Raw genomic sequence first — 20,681 nt, 5'->3', positions numbered from 1 at the left:
ACCTCCAAAATCAATAATACTTTTTATCAAATCTTTCCTTGAATACAAATAATTCATCACGTTCAGGCGGTTCTACTTCAGTTTCATTTTTCCCATTTACTAGTATACCATTCTTTTTCGTAATTTTACCTACAATACAAGATTTGATTCCACTGTTTTTCAAAATCTCTACAAGATCTCTCCCTCTATGAGTAGTTATAAGCATACTTCCCGATGATATCAGTCTAAGCGGATCTATATTGTAAGCACTGCACAGTTTTCTTGTTATTTTACTTATAGGCATTTTATCCATATATATTCTAAAACCTGTACCACTGGCCTTGGCTACCTCCCATATGCCCCCAAGAATTCCACCTTCAGTTATATCATGCATTGAATTCACCCCGAATTTTCCAGATATAATTCCTTCTTTAACTACACTTATATATTCAATATAGGATTTTGCCTCCTCTATCTCTTCCTTTGAAAGCAAGCTACTCAGTTGTTTTTCATAGTCGCTTACTATAATACTTGTACCTTCCAGGCATAAATATTTAGTTACTAATATATCATCACCTTCTCTTGCTCCAGATGTTGAAACCGCGGATCCACTTCTTCCCTTTCCTAGTACGGTACATGATACAACAATTTTATTTACAGCCCTGGTTACCTCCGTATGACCTCCAAGTATTTCTACATTCAATTTTCTCGTTTCAATATCAATTTCCCTCATGACGGCATTTATATCATCCAGAGTACAATCTTCAGGAGCAAGAATAGTTACAAGAATGCCAACAGGCTCCACTCCACAGGAAGCTATATCATTACAATTTATATGTACAGCTAATTTCCCGCTGTTTTTCACTGCACCGGTTATTGGATCTGTAGATACCACACATTCTTTTTCTCCAAAATTGATTACGCTGCAATCTTCTCCTATACCACCTCTTATTCTAACATCGCTTCTCAATACAGTTTTATTATTATCTATTAAATTTTTCAGATCATCCCAACTCAATTTTCCAACTTTCATAAAAATCTTCCTCTCTTTTCTAACAAGTAGTCACTATTTTATATTATATATCATATTATTAATATAAGGATTAATTTATGGTAGGTGTAGTGTTTTGAAGTATATAGGTCCATTTTTAAAAATCAATAAAATAAGTACTGATAATATCAAATCTCAACTGTATTATCTGTCAAAAGAGTCTTTAAGACAAATTGTTCTGTATTCAAAATGTGGTGTTACTATACAGACAAAAGATCTTAAATCAAAAAATATCCCTGATTTTGATATTACCACATTTAAAAACCTTTCTCCACTCCTGTGTATATATAGAAAGGCAAATCCAAATTTAATAAATATAAATAATAAATTATGCTGGAATGATGAAAAATTCAAAAAGGAGATAAACATAGACAGCAATGCCCTCATGACCCTCTGCCTTCTTGAACTTTGTGATTACTACAGTTTATTTAAGGATATAGACAAAAACAAATATAATTTAAGAAAACTCTATATATACACATGCAAAAAGCAGCTTGAATTTTACGCCTTGTATTTTAGAACGAGCCAGGGAGTATTTGTTGATAAAAAGCATGAAAACAGTTCCTATGATGAACAACCAAAATTCACAGACAAATCCAGTAAATTTGATTTTTCAACCCAGTCTCTTCTAATGGCTGCCTACTACAAATGCAGTCTTTTTCTCGAAGGAAGTGAAAAAGAACAATTCAGGAACTTCTCTCTTGATATATTAAACATGCTTGTAGAGTTAAAAGATAACTTATATAATCAGTCCTTTTCAGAGCTCACAAAATTATGTTTCGCCCTTAACATATTTTATAGTTATTCTAAAGATGAAAAATCTAAAAATCTGATACTGGATATATCTGAATTGATGTTTGAAAAATTTTACGGTGATGAACACACCGGCAGCATAGATAGAAAAAACAGTCTGGAGAACGACTGCCTGAATTATATAAATTATATACTTATATACAAATATTTAAACATAATAAAAGCCAAAGAAAATGCAGACTTTATCTATAAAAAGCTGATGAATCTATATGATCCTGACAAAGGCATATTTTTTAAAAATACTTCAGAGAAGAACGTAAAATTTTCCTGTCTTGAAATACTAATGTATCTGATCTGCTGCCTAACAGACAGCGATATAAACAAAGGGAAAAACGAAAGTACTTCAATAGCCATGGATATATTTACAAATCAGATAATAGATTCAGGATTGATCCTCAGCTGGCCTGAAGCTCCAAACCTGAACAACGCAGAAAGATATAGAAGTTTTTCTTTAAAATCAGAGGACTTAATAGAAGAAAAGAATTTCAGAATGCCTTCAGTACCTTTACCCGAAACATGTGAACTTGCTCCAGTATTCGCAAAATATGCAAGTTACAGTCGAAAAAAAGGTCACTTTAAATCTCCAAAGATTTCCTTTGACTCTTACAAGAATATGTTTATTTTCTTCCTGACACTATATGTTTTCAAGGGAAATTTCTAAAAATTGGATAAGGCTTATTTTGACAAGTAAGCCTTATCCAATTTTACATTCCCCAGCTTATTTATATAAACACCTTTTACATAGCTTTTAGTACAAATAATAGTACTATCATAATATAGAGGTATCAAAGCACTATCATTCAGAAGTATACTTTCCGCTTCCTTAAGATATGTCAATCTCTTTGCTCCATCCTTCTCAAAAGTTGCCTGAAGCATCTTTGTATCAAATTGCGTACTGATATACCCTCCGAAATTCAATTTGGAGTATGATTCAAAATTGTTCAGCAATTCCAATGGATAATAGTAATTACCCCTATAACCTATTTCTGCTATATCATAGTCTTTACCTTTCAACTCAGCATCAAAATCATCTCTGTCATATCCATAACATTTTACGTCTATATCAAAAGTATCTTTAATATTTTTTGCTATGGAATCACATAATTTTTTATTTTCTACTGTATTTATATATATAATTTTCAAGGGTACTCCATTATACTCATAGTTTGACTTGTTGATAAATTCTTCTGCCTCCTTCTTATGAGACATGAGATCCACAGAATTTATATTGTCACTGTACGGTATATAAGTAGCAGCCGCATCAACTTTGTTTTTCAATATATCTTGAATTATATTTTTTCTGCTAATTGAAAGTGCAATTGCCCTTCTGAAGTATATATTATCCAAAATGCCATGCTTTTTCATATTAAAGATAAGTGTTTTGCCTCCATAAGCCGGGACCACAGAAACATTTTCAATATTTTGTATCTCACTAATTGGCGGGTTTGTAAATACATTTATCTTGCTGTTGTGAAATGCTGCTAATGCACTTTCACTGCTGGAAAATGAAGTTATGACTATCCTGCTGTTTCTAACATTGTTTTTATTCCAGTATTTATTATTTTTCTTCATCTCTATATACCCTTCATCTGATATCTTATCTATTTTGAAACTTCCGGAATAGGCTATATCCTTATATTTCCTCTTCCAATTAAGCAGATCATCATCTATTTTTCTGAGAGAATAAACAGGCTGTGCCATCACATTCAAAAAATAATCCGAAGAGTAGTTGAGCCTTATCTGGAGAGTTTTTCTGTTTAGTGCTTTTATGGCAACATCCTCGAAGTTTCCATCATCTTCTCTATATTTTTCTACTCCGAATATACAGTTCAATTGATCTGAATATACATTCTTCAAATTCCTATTTAATATATGAGAAAAAAAGTCTACAAAATCTTCTGCAGTTATATCTTCTCCATTACTCCATTTTGCATTACTTCTTATGGTAAATGTATATTGAGTCTTATCCTGATTTACATCCCATTTTTCTGCCAGGTCAGGAACTATATTGCCGTTTTCATCAATGGAAACAAGACCATCAAATAAATTTGAAAGTATATCTTTTTCCTGTATATTATAGGAACTCAGCATTATCAAATCCTTTGGAAAATCATTTATATTATAGACAATTGAGTTCTGATAATCACTGCTGTCTGTCTGTCTGGCCTTTTTTTCTACAGATACGCCGCTCAAAAGGATAATAGCAATACTGGCTAGAATTGCAGCAGCAGTTAAATAAATAAACTTTCTCATAATTTTCTCCTTATCTTGATGGACATTTAAAATTTATTTATACATATTTAATTATTGACATATATAAAAAAAATAAACGAATTAACTTGCATTAACGTTTTATGATATAATATGTTTATAATTTTTACCATGGAGGAATAGTAAAATGATACTTTCTATAGAAATTCTCGGGATATTAACCATGTGTACAATAGTATTTATACTCATCTGGGGATTTATAGTCATAAAACAAACTCTTTCCCAAATAAAATATAAAAATTATTTACTTGAACAAATAGCAGAACATTTACATAGAATATCAGAAAACATTCGCATTTCCGATATTGATTTTCCAAAGGATGAAGTCAAAAAATAAAAAGACCACCCTGTGTCTTTTTATTTTTATATACATATTCAAATCTTACTGAGTTTCTCCAATACCAGTTCATTTACAATTGTTGGATTTGCTCTTCCTCTTGTTTCCTTCATAATTAAACCTATAATAAATCTTACAGCATTTTTCTTACCATTCCTATAATCTTCAATGCACCCAGGATTTTTATTTATGACGTGCTCCACAACTCTCAGGATTTCCCCTCTGTCATTATTTTGTGCCAATCCTCTTTTTTCAACTATTTCATCCGGATCTCCTCCTGTATCAAGCATCTCCTCCATTACTCTCTTTCCTGTATTGCTTGATAATACACCATCTTCAATCAATTTTACAAACTTCGCCATATTATCGGGAGTAATTTTTATACTATCAAAGTCCATAGAATTTTTATTCAAGAGTACGGTCATATATCCCAATATCCAATTGGAAGCAGTTTTTGGTCTGCCGCATATTTTAACCGTATCTTCAAAAAATCCGGCCTTGCTTATATCCAAAACAATATTTAAAGCATCAGTTCCCACGATTCCATATTTTCTCTCAAATCTCCCCGCCTTTTCATAAGGCAGCTCGGGTATGCTTCTCTTTACTTTTTCTATATAATCATTTGAAATACATACAGGTAAGAGATCCCCTTCCGGGAAATATCTATAGTCATTTCCTTCTTCCTTATTTCTCATATCAACAGTTTCTAATTTTAGATCATCCCATTTTCTAGTTTTCTGTTTTACTTTTTTCCCTTCTTTTATTGTATTTACATGACTTTTATACTCATATTCAATCGCTTTTTTTAGGGCTTTAAAGGAATTCAAATTTTTTATCTCCGTTTTTGTGCCCAATTCACAACTATTTCTCAATCTTGCAGATACATTCGCATCGCATCTCAAGGATCCCTCCTCCATTCTGCAATCTGAAATACCCATGTATTGAAGTGTGTCCTTCAATTTTTTAAGATATGATACAGCTTCCCCGGATGTTCTCATATCCGGCTTTGAAACTATTTCAATAAGTGGAATTCCGGCTCTGTTATAATCCACAAGTGTTCCTTTACCAGTGTGAATGAGCTTTGCCGCATCTTCTTCAATATGTATCCTGTCAAGTCTTATTTTTTTAGCTGCTCCATCCTCCAATTCTATTTCAATATATCCATTCCTGCAGAGTGGAAATTGATTCTGGGTTATCTGATAATTTTTAGGACAGTCAGGGTAAAAGTAATTTTTCCTGTCCATTCTACTGTTTCCTGCTATGTCACAATTAAACGCAATACCTGCCTTTACAGCATACTCCACTGCCTTTCCGTTCAACTTCGGCAGGGATCCGGGAAGTCCAAGGCATACAGGACATACATGACTGTTGGGTATTTCTCCGAACTTGGTACTGCATCCACAAAACATCTTTGTATTTGTAGAAAGTTCAACATGAACTTCCAATCCTACAATCATTTCAAATTCCAAAAAGGTTCACTCCTTTAGCATTTCATCCATGAATTTTCAGGTCTCAATTTATGATAATCTGTGGACTGTTCAAAACTATACGCCAGATTGAACAATACATCTTCTTTAAAATATCCGCCCATCAGCTGCATTCCTACAGGAAGCCCGTTTGCCATACCACAAGGTATTGAAATTGAAGGGGTTCCCGCTATATTCGCAGGGACAACATAGATATCAGACATATACATCGATACAGAGTCATCTTTTTTCTCACCTATTTTAAAAGCTGTTGTAGGACTTGTAGGGCATATTATAGCATCAAATTCTTTCATTGCATTTTGAAATTCTTTCTTTATCTTATTTCTAATTTTAAGTGCCTTTTTATAATATGAATCACAATAGTTTCTGGACAGTACATAAGTTCCAAGCACTATTCTCTTTTTTACTTCCTCACCAAGCCCTTCACTTCTGGATTTAAAATATACATCTGCTGAATTCCTACACTCCTGTGATCTATGACCATACCTTATTCCATCAAATCTTGCAAGATTTGAAGATGCTTCGGCACAGCCTATCACATAATACGCTGCAAGTGAATATCTGGAAGCCGGAAGCGAACAGCATCTGACATCTGCTCCATTTTCTATGAAAATTTCAATGGCTTTTTCAAGACATTTCCTAACTTCAGTATCAATTGTATGATCAAAATACTCCAGTGGTATCCCTATTTTCTTCCCTCTTATATTATCAGTCAAACTATCAATATAATTCGGGACCTCCACATCTGCAGTTGTAAAATCCCTCTTGTCATAACCTGCTATATACTGTGTAAGGAGGGCGCAATCTTCAACAGTTTTGGCCATTGGACCTATCTGATCCAGAGTTGAGCCAAAAGCAACGGCACCATATCTTGATATTCTTCCGTAAGTAGGTTTAAGTCCAACTATTCCACAAAATGATGATGGTTGTCTTACAGACCCTGCAGTATCCGTACCAAGTGAAAGGGGATTCTCACATGATGCTATGGAAGCTGCAGAACCTCCCGATGAACCTCCAGGCACTCTCTCAAAATCCCAGGGATTTCTGGTTACTTTGAAACAGCTGTTTTCTGTTGAAGACCCCATGGCAAATTCATCCATATTGACCTTACCAAGTATTATACCGTCTTCTTTCTTTATTCTCTCTATAACACTGGCATCATAGGGCGATATATATCCCTCAAGCATTTTCGACCCACAGGTATTCTGCATTTTGGAAACGCTTATATTGTCCTTGACTGCTATCGGGATTCCAAACAGTCCTCCTAATTTTCCCATATCTGCATTAGATGCCAGCTTGCTGTCCAGCTCTTTTGCTCTTTTTATCGATTCATCTTCCGCCACATACAAATAAGCCCCCAGCTTATCATCCAATTCAGCTATTCTATCAAGATAGGATCTTACAACTTCTTCAACTTTTATCTCTTTGTTCAATATCATTTTTCTCAACTCAACAGCAGTAAACTCCATCATGCAAATACCACTCCCTATAAATGACGTACGATGTTTCAAAGTCTATTCCATAATTCTCGGTACAACAATATAATTTTCAATATGCTTCGGTGAATTCCCAATCACCTCATCTATCTTCAATGATTCTTCCAGCACATCTTCTCTGAATTTGCATTTCATGTAGTATGGATTAACAAGTTCCTCCTCATCTTCAGCATCAAGTTCATCCAATCTGGATATATATTTTAAAATCCTGTCCAGGTACTCTTTCAATTCTCTGCCCTCACTTTCGCTGAATTCCAATCTTGCAAGTGAAGATACATATTTTATATCATCCATAGAAACAGACATTGCAAAACCTCCTCAATTAATTATAGGTAAAACACTATAAAATTAAATGAGACAATCACAAAGGATTGCCCCCATTATATATTCAATAAACTTTCATGTACATAAAAAATATAGTCGCAAATGCTATTAATATACATGCTATAGGATATACTACATTTTTAAAGTTACCCCTTGACATAACCATATTTAAAGACCATATTATCATAGTTGCAGCTATGGACAGCTGAAGTGTATAATACCCATTAAAATACTTTATATAGACAAATTGATATGTAGTGAGAAGTGTCAATATCAATGCAATTGTAGTGAAAATAACTCCTATCCATCCTAACAAATTAAATGTATTCTTCATTTTTATCCTCCAACGATTAAACAAGTTAGATTAATTTTTCAAATTCAGTTTCGCTTATTATTGGAATATTCAATTTAACTGCCTTATCATACTTTGAGCCTGCTGATTCTCCTGCAAGAAGATAATCTGTCTTTCTGCTTACACTTTCCGATACTTTAGCTCCAAGTTCCTGTAATTTTTGTTTTATAGTTGTTCGCGTATAATTTTCAAGTGACCCTGTTACTACTACGGTTTTCCCACTGAATATACTTTCTTCAATTCTGGCTTCTTCAAAATATGGATTGACTCCCAGTTTTAATAATTCCTCTATACTCTTTATTATATTCTTCTGTTTGAAAAATTCCACTATAGTATTTGCAACTACATTTCCTATATCCTGAATACTTATGAGCTCTTCATAAGCAGCACTCATTAAACCGTGGAGACTTTTGAACGTATTTGCAAGATCCGAAGCAGTCTTCTTGCCTACATTGGGTATCCCAAGGGCATATATGAATGATGCCAGATCACAATTTTTGCTCTTTTCTATTGAATCTATAAGATTCTGTGATTTTTTCTCACCAAACTTATCCAGTTTCATCAATTCTTCTTTATTCAACCTGAACAGGTCCGGTATGGATTTTATGTTTAATTCCTCAAACAACTGAAAGGCTGTTTTTTCACTGAATCCTTCTATATCCATGGCTTCCCTGCCTCCAAAATGGACAATACTCTTTACAAGCTGTGGCTTGCATGAAAGTGTATTTTCACAAAAATAATGAACCCCCTCCTGGACAATCTCACTTTTACAATATGGGCAAACTTTTGGAGGCTGAATTTCCATAGTTTTCTCCGGATCATCCCCCGCAACACCCATAATTTCAGGTATTACATCATTGGATCTCCTTACAAATACCTTGCAGCCTATTTTAATCCCCTTCCGATTTATATCATCCATATTGTTCAAAGTGGCCCTTTTTATGGTAGCACCTGCAAGTTCCACAGGTTCAAGTATTGCCGTTGGAGTAACTCTGCCGCTTCGTCCTACATTCCACTCTACATCCAGAAGTGTTGTAGTTGCCTCCTCTGCTGCAAATTTATATGCTATGGACCATCTTGGAAATTTAATTGTATAACCAAGTACATCTCTTGTTCTAATGTCATCTACAACAATAACAACTCCATCTATATCATACTGAAGTGTATCTCTTATGCTCTCGATATACGAAATCTGTTCTTCTATTTCATCAACCGTACTGCATTCTTTTATGTACGGGTCCACCGGGAATCCCATCTTTTTTATAAAATCCATCATTTCAATGTAGTTTTCAAAAGCTTTTCCTTCATTATATCCTACATCATAGAAAAAAGCAGATAACTTTCTCCTTGATGTTTCCCTGACATTCAGATTTCTAAGAGCACCTGCAGCTCCATTTCTCAAATTTTTAAGAGGTACATCGGATTTACTGTTATATTCTTCAAAGGCCTTCTTGGTCATAATGGCTTCTCCATGGACTTCTATTAAATTTTCATTCTGTATCTTAAGGGGAACTGAGTTTATCGTCCTGACCTGTTCCGTCACATCTTCTCCAACTGTTCCAGTGCCTCTTGTAGCAGCCTTCACAAGTACTCCTTTTCCATCATAAGTACAGTTTATAGTTAATCCATCAAATTTCTTGGTCAAAATATATTTTAATTCTGGAAGCTTGTCATCATGTGTTGAATTATATTCATTTACAATCCTTGCATTTCTATTGTGCCATTCATGTATTCCCTCTATACTCTGAGATTTGTCCATGCTCCAGAGTTTGCTTTTATGTGTGTATTTCTGGAATTGGGAGAGTACCCTGTCACCTACTCTCTGAGTCGGTGAATGTGGAAATATTATACCCGTTTCCTTCTCCAGTGCTTCAAGTTCATCATATTTTTTGTCATATTGGCTGTCAGATACAGTTGGATTGTCAAGTACATAGTACTCATAAGAATATCTGTTTAATTCGTCTATCAGTTCACTTATTTTTCTGGATTTGTCATCGACCCCACTCACAAGTTACCACCCCATACTAATTATCATTTGACATCTATACAGCCTCAAGCTGCGCAATTCCATACATGAGATTCTTTATTCCCCTCTTGTCGAAAGCAATAGTTAATTTTATATCCTCACCGCTTTTGTTTACGCTCACTATAGTTCCTATTCCGAACTTATTGTGTCTTACTTTTATACCTGCTTTTATGTCTTCTGCCCTTAATCCATTAAATTTTTCTCTTTCAACTTTTGGAGGCCGTATTTTTTCACTATCTACTGATATTTCCGTAGAAATTTTGGATGCCCATTTATTTATATTGTTTGAAATAATTTTCTTGTTCAGCTTTTCCGGTGCAGCTTTAATATTATCATATTCCTTCAAGCTGCCGGATATTTCAGATATAAAATCGGATTCACTATAACATGCCATTCTTCCAAACACTCTTCTGCTCTGGGATGAAGTCATGTACAGCTTTTCCTTGGCTCTTGTTATTCCAACATAGCACAGTCTTCTTGATTCTTCCATTTCACCAGGATTATCAATGGACTGGTTCCCGGGAAATATTCCATTTTCCATACCTACCATAAACACTACTGGAAATTCAAGCCCCTTTGCACTGTGAACTGTCATTATAACAACAGTATCTGAATTCTCATCAAAATTGTCTACATCAGATACAAGGGTTACTTTTTCCAAAAATGCAGACAGGGATTTATCCTCTGACGAAGTTTCAAATTCTACGGCAGCAGATACAAGCTCCTTCAAGTTCTCCAGCCTGCTTATTGAATCAGGGTCCTTTGAAACCTTGAGTTTATCCAGATATCCAGTAGTTTCAAGTATTTCCCTCAACAAACTGGAAACCGATATTCTATCTCTGCTCTTTATAAAACTATTTATAAGGCTTACAAATTTTTTTATGGAGGAAATGCTTCTTTTGGGCAAGTTTATGACTTCTTCCACATCAAGAAGCACACTGTACATGCATTCGTCCATTGAAGATGCAAATTCCTGTATTTTGTCCACAGTTGTATTTCCTATATTCCTCTTGGGTTCATTTATTATTCTCCTCAGGCTTATATCATCAAGCGGATTGTTTATGAATTTCAAATAGGACATTATGTCCTTTATTTCCTTTCTATCATAAAATTTCAGGCCCCCGATTATTCTATAAGGTATGTTGTTTCTCATAAATATATCTTCAAATATCCTGGATTGGGCATTCGTCCTGTACAGCACTGCAAAATCCCTGTACTTTCTATTTTCCTCTCTGCACAATTTTTTTATCTGACTGGCTACATAATCTGCCTCATTAATGTCGGAATATGCTCTATACAACTTTATCTTGTCACCATTGTCGTTGCTGGTTCTAAGTATCTTCTTCTTTCTCTCACAGTTATTTTTTATAACATCATTGGCAGCCTTCAGTATGTTTCCCTTGGAACGGTAATTTTGCTCAAGCTTTATGACTTTCGCATCAGGATAATCTTTTTCAAAGTCAAGTATATTCTTTATATCTGCTCCTCTCCACTCATAAATGCACTGGTCGTCATCACCGACTACACATATGTTTTTATGCAGACTTACAAGAAGTTTTACAAACTCATATTGTGATCTGTTTGTATCCTGATATTCATCTACCATTATATATTTGAATTTTCTCTGGTAGAATTCAAGCACATCTCTATGCTCCCTGAAAAGTTCAACAGTTTTGTATATCAGATCATCAAAATCAAGCGCATTGTTGTTTTTCAATCTTTTCTGATAGAGAATATATGCATCTGCAACCTTGTTCAATCTGAAGTTGTTCTCATTTTGTTTCTTATATTTGACGGGAGATATGAGATTATCCTTCTGTTCGCTTATTTTGTTTATTATTTCTCTGGCTGTTATCTGTTTTTCATCTACATTCAGTTCTTCCATACACTGTTTTATAAGTACTTTTTGATCATAGCTGTCATATATGGCAAAGTTTTTATTATAACCCAGCTTATCTATTTCCCTTCTGAGTATCCTTACACAGCTTGAATGAAAAGTCGATATCCACATATTGTCTACTTCATCTCCAACAAGTTGTCTTACCCTTTCCTTCATTTCACTTGAAGCTTTATTTGTAAAAGTTATTGCCAATATCTTGGAAGGATATATGTCCAGATCCTTAATCATGTGTGCTATTCTATAAGTAAGTACCCTTGTCTTTCCTGATCCTGCTCCTGCCAGTATGAGAAGCGGTCCGTCTATTGTATTTACTGCATCATACTGTTCTTTATTTAAAAGGTTTTTTAAATCCATTGAATCCTCTCCCTGGTTTTTTGTCCTGTTGATGATTATTTAAGTAACAACTCTTTATCTTTTATATTATATCATCTTACTTAAAAATTTAATCATATAAAAATAAAAAATGTGCTGAACCGGCACATTTCCTATATATCTATTTATCTTTTAATCTATCCAAAACTATTTTATATCCGTCACTTCCATAGTTCAAACATCTGTTCACCCTGCTTATCGTAGCAGTACTTGCACCCGTTTCTGACGCTATATCCAAATATGTTTTCTTGTTTTTCAGCATCTTTGCCACCTGTAGTCGCTGTTCCAAGGATTTTATTTCATTTATGGTACATATGTCATCAAAAAATCTATAGCATTCTTCCCTGGTTTCAAGACAAAGTACAGCTTCACACAGATAATCCATTTCATCACTTTTCAATTTGGATTTGTACTCTTCCATAGTCTCAACCCCTTAAATTCTTTTAAGTTGTACTATTTTAATTTTATCACGTATTAAAGCATTAATCTATAGCATAAATGTAATTTAATCCTGCAGACAATTATCTACAAAGTAAAAAACAGCCCATTGGGGCATAGGCTGTTTGCTCATAAATAAAAAGGGGGCTATTTATTCCTTTTATTTACCTTTGCACCATTATTATAGTAAAACGATTCAAAAATATCAAGTTATTTCTAAAGAACATTTGTAAATTTTATATTAATATGCCCGTAATCAATTCATATTTAAACTATTTTTAATGCTTTCTAACTCAAATTCAAATAATTCTCTATAGCTCCCTTCTTTTAAATTGTCATCCAATTGCAGCGGTCCAAATTTTATTCTTTTCAAATATACTACATTCTTCTCCAATGATTCAAACATCCTCTTTACCTGATGAAATTTTCCTTCCTGTACAGTTACATTTGCCATGGATCCATCCTTATCCGCCTTTATAATTTCCAGTTTGGCCGGCATGCACTTATATCCGTCATCAAGAACTATACCTTTTTCAAACTCTTCAATATCACTGTCAGTCAAAATTTTATCTATTTCAGCATAATACACCTTGTCAATATGCCATTTGGGAGATATCATCCTATGATTTATTTCGCCATCATCAGTTATAAGAAGAAGTCCAACTGTATCCTTATCAAGTCTTCCCACGGGGAATGGATCAAAAGCCCTGTGTTCAGCTTCTAAAAGATCTATGACAGTTTCATCATAATTATCATAAGTCGCCGATACTACTCCATCAGGTTTATTCATCATAATATAGACATGCTTCTTATAATCAACAATTCTGTCATCAATCTCTATTTTATTATTATCCGTATCAACTTTGATGGAACTATCACGTACAGAAACACCGTCTATTTTTATATGTCCCTCCTTTACCAGTGCTTTAACTTGTTTTCTAGTCCCATATCCCAAATTTGATAAAATCTTATCCAGTCTCTCCATGTACAACCTCCATTAAATATATTAGTATACAAAATAAAACAGTCCATCAGACTGTTTTATTATTATTATAATATCCTATAACCTTTTGAACATAATCTCTAGTTTCATAGGGCAGCTTTGAAATGCCTGATATGTTGTCTACTCCCCTGGACTCCAATGTACCAGAGCCTGCATTGTAGGCAGCCAATGCCATTTCTTTAGAATTCCCATACATATTCAGCAGCTCTTTCAAATATTTTGTGCCTCCATCTACATTCTGCTCTGCATTATATGCATTATCCACTCCAAGCTCTCTTGCAGTTCCAGGCATGAGCTGCATAAGTCCCATTGCACCTGCAGAGGACTGGGCATTGGTGTTGAAGTCTGATTCCTGCTTGATAACCGCCATTATAAGATTTTTATCCACTCCATACTTTCTGGATGCCTTTTCCACTGCTTCATCTATGCTCATATTGCCACTGCTTATATCGTTTTTTACTGATGCATAAACGTTGTTCAGTCTTTGTCCGCCGCCATATCCAAGCTTGCTCAAGTCTTCCTCTCCCAGATTGAACTTGGATAAATCTATATTGCCATCACTATCGCTTATAGCTTTAGTCAGACTTTCCATAATCAAATTGAAAGAGTCAGAGTCTCCAAATGCCGTCTTTAAAATCTGAGACATCATCTGAAATTCCAGCAATTTTTGGGCATTATCAACATTTTTATCTGATACACCATCTACGTTCATTTCTTCACCCGCCTAAATCATATGTTAATTTAAAGATACTTTTATGATAACCTATGTTGCCTTAAATGTAAATATATCATAATCTTCATAGACATCCCCGCTGTATTGATCCTTGCACAGTACCATAACCTTATATTCATCCCTGTCAAATGGTATAAAAGTATAACTGCTTTTTCTGCTGTAGCTCTGAACTAGAATCCAGTTCCCCTTTTCCATTATATAAAATTCATAAACTACATTTTTTCCTCCAGAACTATGTGCATAAAATGTAACGGGCTCATTTATCAAAAACTTATTTTTTTCACAGACAAGCTTTGTATCCGTAACAGGAATCGTGTCTCTTATCCCAATATTCAACCGCTTCCTGCAGTCAAACTCAACATCACTTTTAATATTCTTTGCAAATACTTCCAGAGCATACCTTCCGCTGCATTTTGGTACAAATTTATATTCCTTTTCCTCTATAAAATCTGTTTCCTCAACAGCATGTCCATTTATGCTCATTACATACTTGACCAGTACATTTTTAGTATCCTGCACTATTATACATATTGATACTTCATCGCCAACCATATAATATTCTCTAATGGGGTATATTATATAGTCAATATTTGCAGGTATGCAGTTGAATACATTTATGGTTTTAATCATATGGCAGTCATAATCCCTTTCTGAATAATTATCCTTTACAAATGCCTCCAGCTCATATTCTCCTTTTTCCTTTGGCACAAATTCCAGCCAATTGCTTACTCCATAATCTATATTTTCTATATTCTCCCCATCTTTTCTTATTGAAAAAGCATATTTCAAATCCGTTCCGCCTGAAGCCGAAACAACTGCCCTTACAATCTCACCTTTTAATATCCTGTCATTTCTGTTCAATGTAACATCCTGTATATTGACAGGTTCGCTGCTCTTTTCATCTATGGTAAAATTCATATATTCGCAGGCTTCATATTCTTTTTCACAGGATATGTCCTTCACAAACAGCATTATCCTGTATTCACCTGCTGACTTGCTGTTCCACAAATAACTTGATGACCTTATATATCCGGAATCATGTCTTTCATTTCCCTCGATAACATATCTGTAAACAAGTTCCTTTCCACCTGTAACCTTGGCAATTATATTGATATCCGTATCTGTAAGCTGGGGTGAATTCAAATCTGTCATGAAATTCTTTATGATTATTTCCCTGTATTTTTTTACACTAAAATTAAGAATTGCCCTATCGTCAAAATTATTTGTGGAATACATATCCTTCGCAAGACATAAGAGTTTGTATGAGCCCTCTTTTTCTTCTACATAGCTGACTATCCTTCTTGTGGAATAATTCTGGATACACTCTGATTTTCCATTGGAATCTATTTTAAAAAACTTATAAAGTATTGTCCTATTCTCTTCACGTTTTGATACAACCTGAAAACTTATCTCCGATCCTGAAATCAATTCACTGTCCAAGCATTTAAAGTCCAATATTTCAACTTTTTTTACAGGGTCTACACAAAAATCTATTTTTTTAAAATCATCAAAATCACTTTCAGAATCAATATCCTTGCATTCTACCAGTATTTCACCATTACTTTCACACTTTACTGTATATGTAAGTGTATTTTCCGTCGAGTAATCTTTTACAAGTCTCCACTGATTTTGAACTTTTACCCAATATCTGAACATAAGGGGACATTTATTTGTATCTACAACTATTTTTAACTTGTCTCCAAGCGTAAATCTATCTTTATTTAGAATAATATCATTTATGAATTTCTCCTGTACATCACCTATTATGTAATTCATTCTGGATATATAATCAAAACTTTTCTTACCACCCTCCCTTTTAGCCTGTACCATAACTATATATTTGCCATCTTTTCTGGGAGTCCACTTCACATTTCTATCATAAGTAAAATCCTTGAGAACACTCCACGTTCCATTATATCCTATTATATACTTGTATAATAATTTATCATCAAACTGATTTTCTATATTTATAATAACCGGAGATCTTTCCACTTCGGGACTCTCAACATCACAACTTATCGCCAATTCATTCACATATATCACCCCCAAATAAATCTACAAATATGCCGTACTTTAAATTATACTATAATTCCATATTATGTCATAGGTTTTTTTTCATACTTATGAGCCTTTCAAGCGATTTTTCCAACCTTTTATCATCTTCCAACGTTCTTTTTTTGGGATTGGGAGTTTTTCCACCTCTACGCCTTACTTTTGAAGATATATGCCTTTCAAATAATAGTTTATCTATATTTTTATCATCATATATATATCCCCTGGGACTTACAGCATAGGCCTTCTTCCCTAATGCCATGGCCGCAACTCCATAATCCTGGCTTACTACTATATCATGAGCACCAACTTCACCGATAAGTACCATATCAACACTTTGAAACCCGCTGTCTACATATTTTATTGTACTGTAATTACTGCCCAGAACATGATTCATATCGCAGTACATCGTGACAGCTATACCATTATCAGATGCCACCTCTTCTATTATATGCTTTGCCGGACATGCATCTGCATCCACCAGTATTTTCATAATTTGTATCACATCCAGACACTAAAATTTTTTATTGTGGTTTTTCAACCTCTCTTTATTGTGTTTCACAAAATTGATTTTAAGCAGTACGGTAATACCTGAAAGTGCTGCACCGCACAGAACTGCTATAACAATTATTTTAATTATCCCCAAAGTATTGACATCCGAAGTGTTAAAGTAATTTATAATGAAAAACAAGATAGAATATATTATCAAAAGTTTAATAAATGTTCTTTTCATAAGATTCACCTTTCTCAAATTGAATAATCCCACTTCATTACAAAATATACGATGAAGTGGGCAACTAAATATCTATTTAAGTCTTTCCTCCAGCTCTGCCTTTCTATCCTCATATCCCGGTTTACCAAGAAGAGCAAACATATTCTTTTTGTAGGCTTCGACTCCAGGCTGATCAAATGGATTGATACCAGTCAAATATCCACTTATTGCACAGGATTTTTCAAAGAAATAAACCAGATATCCAAAATAATATGCTGTCAGCTCGGGTACGTTCAAAACTACAGCAGGAACATTTCCATCATTATGCGCAAGTACCGTACCTCTGAGTGCCTGATTATTCACAAAATCCATTGATTTTTCTGCAAGGAAGTTAAGTCCGTCAAGATTTTCACTGTCTTTCTTTATAAATACATCCTTTCGTGGGCTCTCCACATTTATAAAAGTTTCAAACAAAATTCTCAATCCCTGCTGAATATATTGTCCCATGGAATGAAGATCTGTAGAAAAATCACCTGCTGCTGGAAACAATCCTTTATTATCCTTTCCTTCGCTTTCACCATACAGCTGCTTCCACCATTCTCCAAAATAATGAAGACAAGGTTCAAAGTTAACCATCATTTCAATGGTCTTCCCTTTCCTAAAGAGTGCATTTCTAGCCGCTGCATATCTATATGCATCATTTTTGTCCAGATCATCCATATCATATTTTTCTCTTGCGTCAGCAGCTCCCCTTATCATTTCATCTATATCAATTCCTGCAGCAGCTATAGGTAAAAGTCCAACAGGAGTCAAAACAGAATACCTTCCCCCTACATCATCCGGAATTACAAAAGTTTCATAGCCCTCTGCATCAGCCAATGACTTCAATGCCCCTTTGTTTTTGTCGGTAGTTGCATAAATCCTCTTTTTGGCATCTTCCCTGCCGTATTTCTTTTCAAGAAGCTCTTTGAAAATTCTGAAGGCAATAGCAGGTTCTGTAGTAGTTCCGGATTTTGAAATTACATTTATGGATACATCCTTTCCCTCTACAGCCTCCAGTAAATCGGACATATATGTAGAACTTATATTGTTTCCTGCAAAAAATACAGCTGGACTTTTTCTTATATCTTTTGAAATGCTGTTGTAGAATGTATGGGTCAGCATTTCTATAGCTGCCCTTGATCCAAGATATGATCCACCAATCCCTATTACTATAAGTACATCGGAATCAGATCTTATCTTTTCCGCCGCCTTCTTTATCCTGTCAAATTCTTCTCTATCGTAATTTACGGGCAGATCAATCCATCCAAGGAAATCACTTCCTGAACCATTTTTTTCCTTCAGCATTTTATGTGCCGCTGAAACAAAAGGCCTTAATTTTTCGATTTCACTTTTCCCCAAATAAGGTTCTGCCTTGCTTAAATCCAAAGTTATACCCTTTTTCACCATAACTTTTACCTCCAAATTTATATATATTAACCCCTAATTGAAATTTTAGACTATTTAATTGTATAAATCAACTAGTTTGTTTTACAATTATTTGAAGTTGATATCCAGCAGATATAGTGTTATAATTATTATACTACGTAATGCGTACTATATTTTAACTGAGAAAGAAGTAACTGTCATGGGGAAAAAATCAAGACCATTAACTGAGTCTACTTTTTATGTTATGATTGCATTTTTGTATGAAAATCATGGTTATGGCATAAAAAAATTTTTAGAGGAAAAAACCCACGGTGAAATAAACCTAGGGCCAGGAACTTTATATGGAATTATAAATTCTCTAGATAAAAATGGGTATATAACTTCTACTGCTGATACTAGATATGTGAAGAGGAATTGCTATGTGCTTTCAGAGAAGGGTAAAAATATTCTTACAAGCGAATTTATCCGTATAAAAATGTTATATGATTTCGGTAAAAAATATATAAATTAGGAGGATAATACTATTATGATTAAAAAGTTAAAGTTTTTTTTAGATCCATTTGAAAGTCATGAAAAGTGGCTAAATAATATGTCTAAAAAAGGATTGAAGCTTGAAAGGATTTCTCAAACAGGTTTTACTTATTATTTTAGCAAAACAGAAAAGAACAAATATATTTATTCTGTAGAATTTATTGCTAATAGAGACATTAACTATATACAAAATTATAGAAATACTCTGGCTGAGTTTGGTATTAAATCCTATATCAAAGATTTTAACTTACTACAATTTTCAATATTACGTTTAAAGTTAAGAATTAAATTCCACGGTAATAAATCACCTTTAGTAACTTCAAATGATATAAATAAAGAAATTTTAATATTACAAAAAGAAAAAGATTCTTATAATGAATTGTCAATTAATGCTTATACTGATGAAAAAGATTTAAAAAAGTATTACGGAAATATAAGCAGGCTTTTTATGTACTTACTATTAATTCCCGTAATATTCTTATGCTTAATCATAAAAAATACATTTGTTGATAATAATTATTCCCTATATTGGTTAAGAATTTTTATATCAGTTTTACTTTCTATTTTTAGCGGATTTTATATATATAAGGCATCATATTATAAGTATAAATCCAGTGATATTACATCCCAGCAACAAGATAATATGCACAAAAATAATTAAAATTTTTTAATTATTCTATTGATTCTGCCACTTTTATTAATTCATTTAAATCTATATCTGATGCTACATTATAATATATCCCATCTCTCCAAAACATAATTTGCTTATAATTGTCACCTTTTTCATCACCATAAATCCATGCGTCGATATCATTGATAGATATTTTCTTAGAATTAGCCAATAACTCCGCCGGTTTTCCTGTATCCTTGGCTTCTTGTATTCTTATATATTTATTATCATCTCCTTTATATGTCGTTACGGTTAAATCAAATGAACCTAAACTACTACTTTGTCTTTGTCCCTCTACATGTATTTGTTTCATATTTGCATGTTTATATTTAGGCTCCTTAAATTTAACCTTTATGTTTTTATTAACTTCATCTTTAGTTTTAAAATCTGTTACTCGGCTGTTAAAATTTTTTGATGACATAGCTTTATTTGGGATAGTTGAATTCCTTATAATATTAAATGCAAATACAGATGTTCCTATTAAAGTAACGAATATTAATGTGACTGCAATAATTATTTTTTTGTGTTTTAATCTATTCATAAAATTTCACTCCTAACCTATTTAATGGGTTATATATCTTATTATATAATAATTTTCTATTTTTCTCCTACATTTCAATGCCTTTTAATTTTATCTAGTCCTTTTTGTCTTCATCATATCTTCATATGCTGTTTATATACTTAATTCATTCTATATAATAGCTAG

Annotated in this window: 20 protein-coding genes; 4 read left to right on the top strand and 16 right to left on the bottom strand. The window is 33.6% G+C overall.

Going from position 1 to position 20,681, the window contains the following annotated elements; translation table 11 throughout:
• Window positions 1–10 precede the first annotated feature (10 nt).
• Window positions 11–1,012, bottom strand: coding sequence for an AIR synthase family protein (locus tag LKE46_RS00510; RefSeq protein ID WP_291717436.1), 1,002 nt, complete (start codon window positions 1,010–1,012; stop codon window positions 11–13).
• A gap of 94 nt (window positions 1,013–1,106) precedes the next feature.
• Between LKE46_RS00510 and LKE46_RS00505 the strand changes: the two genes are divergently transcribed.
• Window positions 1,107–2,504 (top strand): hypothetical protein, encoded by a 1,398-nt coding sequence (locus LKE46_RS00505; protein ID WP_291717434.1) that lies wholly within the window; start codon window positions 1,107–1,109, stop codon window positions 2,502–2,504.
• 14 nt (window positions 2,505–2,518) lie between these two features.
• Here LKE46_RS00505 and LKE46_RS00500 read toward each other — a convergent pair whose 3' ends face one another.
• Complete coding sequence (locus LKE46_RS00500; protein WP_291717432.1) at window positions 2,519–4,096, bottom strand: peptide ABC transporter substrate-binding protein; 1,578 nt, start codon at window positions 4,094–4,096, stop codon at window positions 2,519–2,521.
• A 145-nt stretch (window positions 4,097–4,241) separates the two neighbouring features.
• On the opposite strand from LKE46_RS00500, the gene LKE46_RS00495 reads away from it, so the two are divergent.
• Window positions 4,242–4,451 (top strand): hypothetical protein, encoded by a 210-nt coding sequence (locus tag LKE46_RS00495; RefSeq protein WP_291717430.1) that lies wholly within the window; start codon window positions 4,242–4,244, stop codon window positions 4,449–4,451.
• A gap of 38 nt (window positions 4,452–4,489) precedes the next feature.
• On the opposite strand, the gene gatB is transcribed toward LKE46_RS00495, so the two are convergent.
• The 13 genes from gatB to LKE46_RS00430 form a co-directional block, all read right to left on the bottom strand.
• The gene (gene gatB, locus LKE46_RS00490; RefSeq protein ID WP_291717428.1) at window positions 4,490–5,920 is read right to left on the bottom strand and encodes an Asp-tRNA(Asn)/Glu-tRNA(Gln) amidotransferase subunit GatB; all 1,431 of its coding nucleotides are present in this window, start codon (window positions 5,918–5,920) and stop codon (window positions 4,490–4,492) included.
• 14 nt (window positions 5,921–5,934) lie between these two features.
• Window positions 5,935–7,416 (bottom strand): Asp-tRNA(Asn)/Glu-tRNA(Gln) amidotransferase subunit GatA, encoded by a 1,482-nt coding sequence (gene gatA / locus LKE46_RS00485; protein WP_434735203.1) that lies wholly within the window; start codon window positions 7,414–7,416, stop codon window positions 5,935–5,937.
• Between the two features lie 36 nt (window positions 7,417–7,452).
• A complete protein-coding gene (gene gatC, locus LKE46_RS00480; protein WP_291717426.1) occupies window positions 7,453–7,740 on the bottom strand; it encodes an Asp-tRNA(Asn)/Glu-tRNA(Gln) amidotransferase subunit GatC in 288 nt (95 codons plus the stop codon).
• Between the two features lie 82 nt (window positions 7,741–7,822).
• Window positions 7,823–8,092, bottom strand: a complete 270-nt coding sequence (locus LKE46_RS00475) for a hypothetical protein (protein WP_291717424.1) — start codon at window positions 8,090–8,092, stop codon at window positions 7,823–7,825.
• A gap of 25 nt (window positions 8,093–8,117) precedes the next feature.
• Window positions 8,118–10,118, bottom strand: coding sequence for an NAD-dependent DNA ligase LigA (gene ligA, locus LKE46_RS00470; RefSeq protein WP_291717422.1), 2,001 nt, complete (start codon window positions 10,116–10,118; stop codon window positions 8,118–8,120).
• Between the two features lie 34 nt (window positions 10,119–10,152).
• Complete coding sequence (gene pcrA, locus LKE46_RS00465) at window positions 10,153–12,390, bottom strand: DNA helicase PcrA (RefSeq protein WP_291717420.1); 2,238 nt, start codon at window positions 12,388–12,390, stop codon at window positions 10,153–10,155.
• A gap of 139 nt (window positions 12,391–12,529) precedes the next feature.
• On the bottom strand, window positions 12,530–12,829 hold the full coding sequence (locus LKE46_RS00460; RefSeq protein WP_291717418.1) for a YerC/YecD family TrpR-related protein: 300 nt from the start codon (window positions 12,827–12,829) through the stop codon (window positions 12,530–12,532).
• Between the two features lie 273 nt (window positions 12,830–13,102).
• Window positions 13,103–13,831 carry a pseudouridine synthase gene (locus LKE46_RS00455; RefSeq protein ID WP_291717415.1) on the bottom strand — a complete coding sequence of 243 codons (729 nt, stop codon included), beginning with the start codon at window positions 13,829–13,831 and terminating at the stop codon, window positions 13,103–13,105.
• Window positions 13,832–13,877: 46 nt separating this feature from the next.
• Complete coding sequence (locus LKE46_RS00450) at window positions 13,878–14,561, bottom strand: lytic transglycosylase domain-containing protein (protein WP_291717412.1); 684 nt, start codon at window positions 14,559–14,561, stop codon at window positions 13,878–13,880.
• A 51-nt stretch (window positions 14,562–14,612) separates the two neighbouring features.
• Window positions 14,613–16,616, bottom strand: coding sequence for a triple tyrosine motif-containing protein (locus LKE46_RS00445; protein WP_291717410.1), 2,004 nt, complete (start codon window positions 16,614–16,616; stop codon window positions 14,613–14,615).
• 67 nt (window positions 16,617–16,683) lie between these two features.
• Window positions 16,684–17,127 (bottom strand): YaiI/YqxD family protein, encoded by a 444-nt coding sequence (locus LKE46_RS00440; RefSeq protein WP_291717408.1) that lies wholly within the window; start codon window positions 17,125–17,127, stop codon window positions 16,684–16,686.
• 21 nt (window positions 17,128–17,148) lie between these two features.
• Entirely contained in the window at window positions 17,149–17,367 is a 219-nt protein-coding gene (locus tag LKE46_RS00435) for a hypothetical protein (RefSeq protein WP_291717406.1), read from the bottom strand.
• Window positions 17,368–17,439: 72 nt separating this feature from the next.
• Window positions 17,440–18,795, bottom strand: coding sequence for a glucose-6-phosphate isomerase (locus tag LKE46_RS00430; RefSeq protein ID WP_434735185.1), 1,356 nt, complete (start codon window positions 18,793–18,795; stop codon window positions 17,440–17,442).
• Between the two features lie 178 nt (window positions 18,796–18,973).
• Here LKE46_RS00430 and LKE46_RS00425 point away from each other — a divergent pair, with 178 nt between their 5' ends.
• The gene (locus LKE46_RS00425) at window positions 18,974–19,285 is read left to right on the top strand and encodes a PadR family transcriptional regulator (protein WP_291717403.1); all 312 of its coding nucleotides are present in this window, start codon (window positions 18,974–18,976) and stop codon (window positions 19,283–19,285) included.
• A 15-nt stretch (window positions 19,286–19,300) separates the two neighbouring features.
• Complete coding sequence (locus LKE46_RS00420) at window positions 19,301–19,966, top strand: DUF2812 domain-containing protein (RefSeq protein WP_291717401.1); 666 nt, start codon at window positions 19,301–19,303, stop codon at window positions 19,964–19,966.
• Window positions 19,967–19,976: 10 nt separating this feature from the next.
• On the opposite strand, the gene LKE46_RS00415 is transcribed toward LKE46_RS00420, so the two are convergent.
• Window positions 19,977–20,516 (bottom strand): DUF4367 domain-containing protein, encoded by a 540-nt coding sequence (locus tag LKE46_RS00415; protein ID WP_291717399.1) that lies wholly within the window; start codon window positions 20,514–20,516, stop codon window positions 19,977–19,979.
• Between the last annotated feature and the right edge of the window lie 165 nt (window positions 20,517–20,681).

The organism is Clostridium sp. (assembly GCF_022482905.1).
GTDB lineage: Bacteria > Bacillota > Clostridia > Clostridiales > Clostridiaceae > Clostridium_B.
The sequence above is the reverse complement of the archived record's forward strand: the minus strand, read 5'-3'. Positions and strand labels throughout refer to the sequence as shown.